Origin of the sequence: Planktotalea sp. (assembly GCF_049680325.1) — a bacterium.
In the GTDB taxonomy this organism is placed as follows: Bacteria; Pseudomonadota; Alphaproteobacteria; order Rhodobacterales; family Rhodobacteraceae; genus Planktotalea.
Map to the genome: position 1 here is coordinate 1 of NZ_JBAUHO010000093.1, position 1502 is coordinate 1502.

Genomic DNA, 1502 nt, shown 5'->3' on the forward strand with positions numbered 1-1502 from the left:
TGTTATATCCGCGGATAAGCCGACAAATAAACTTCATTCGGCGCAAAATGTGATGACTAATGTTTGGTAGTCCTGTTTCAGACAGCACGCTGGTGCAGCCTGCCTGCCAAGACGCTAGATCAATTTCGTGATTCAGATCAAAGACAAAGCGGTATATGTCGCTGTTGAATCACACTTGAGCAAGCCATGTTGCGCCCCAAAACCCAAGAAGCTGGAGCCTATGACCGACACATTCGAGATCGAGAAGACCCAAACCTCTGCATGGTTCCGTCAATTACGTGACGATATCGTCAATGCATTTCACGCGTTGGAGGATCGCCATGACGCAGACACTGCTGCTGGCCAGTTTGAGGTGCGCAAGACAACCCGCACGTCCGAGGATGGATCAGACGCAGGTGGCGGTGAGATGAGCGTGATGCGTGGTGGGCGGGTGTTTGAGAAGGTCGGCGTGAACATCTCAACCGTTTACGGCACCCTGGGTGAGCGGGCGCAAGCCGCGATGGCCGCGCGCAAGGGGATCCCGGGGATGCAGGAGGATCCGCGTTTCTGGGCCTCGGGCATTTCACTGGTCGCGCATATGCAGAATCCGCATGCCCCAGCGGTGCATATGAACACCCGCATGTTCTGGACTCCGCATGCCTGGTGGTTTGGTGGCGGCGCAGATCTGAACCCCTGTATCGAATATGCAGAGGACACGGCGCATTTTCACGACGAGATGAAGCGCGCCTGCGATCCGCATGGGTCCAAGCTTTATGATGAGCTCAAGAAATGGGCCGATGAGTATTTCTACATCCCGCACCGCAAGCGCGCCCGCGGGATAGGGGGGATCTTCTATGACGACCGCAACACTGGCGACTGGGCGGCTGATTTCAAACTGACGCAGGACGTCGGTGCCGCCTTCCTGCCGGCTTTTGTTCCCTTGATAGACAAGCGCCATCCGGCACCATGGGACGCCGCGGATCGCGAAACCCAGCTGCAGCATCGCGGCCTTTATGCAGAATACAACCTTGTCTACGATCGCGGGACCAAATTTGGCCTGGAAACCGGGCATGACCCCGAAGCGGTGTTGATGAGCCTGCCACCTGTGGCCAAGTGGTATTAGCCAACGGGCTCATCAAGCAACCTTAGTGCTGCGCATCGCCCGCATCTGAGGGCGCTGCACCCTGCCCCGACCCGTGGTTGGGGGCAGCACGGATGATGAATTGATCGGGTCGCGGCTGACGAAACGATAAGTGAGGTTCAGATCATCTTTGAGGTTGCTTATGAGGCTCCGCGCTTGGGTCTGAAGACTGGTCCTGCCCCGTTTTAGTTCCGGTCTCTTTCGAGCAATGTTTGCTATGAAGGAGATATGGAATGGCAAAGAGATACACAGACGAGTTTCGGCGTGATGCAATACGCATCGCGAACAGCAGCGGCTTAACGCGACCGCAGGTTTCATCAGATTTGGGCGTTGGTCTTTCGACGCTGAACAAGTGGGTTCAGCAACATCCATTGCCCGGCAG

2 protein-coding genes are annotated in these 1502 nt (G+C 56.3%); both read left to right on the forward strand.

What is annotated here, in order from left to right:
- The first annotated feature begins 220 nt into the window (after nt 1-220).
- On the forward strand, nt 221-1102 hold the full coding sequence (gene hemF, locus WBC85_RS03935) for an oxygen-dependent coproporphyrinogen oxidase (RefSeq protein WP_424433373.1): 882 nt from the start codon (nt 221-223) through the stop codon (nt 1100-1102).
- Nucleotides 1103-1353: 251 nt separating this feature from the next.
- On the forward strand, nt 1354-1502 hold a 149-nt coding region (locus tag WBC85_RS03940; RefSeq protein WP_424433374.1), incomplete at its 3' end, for a transposase.

Coding starts and splice junctions, on each gene's coding strand:
- hemF (WP_424433373.1), top strand. CDS start 221: ATGACCGACACATTCGAGATCGAGAAGACCCAAACCTCTGCATGGTTC.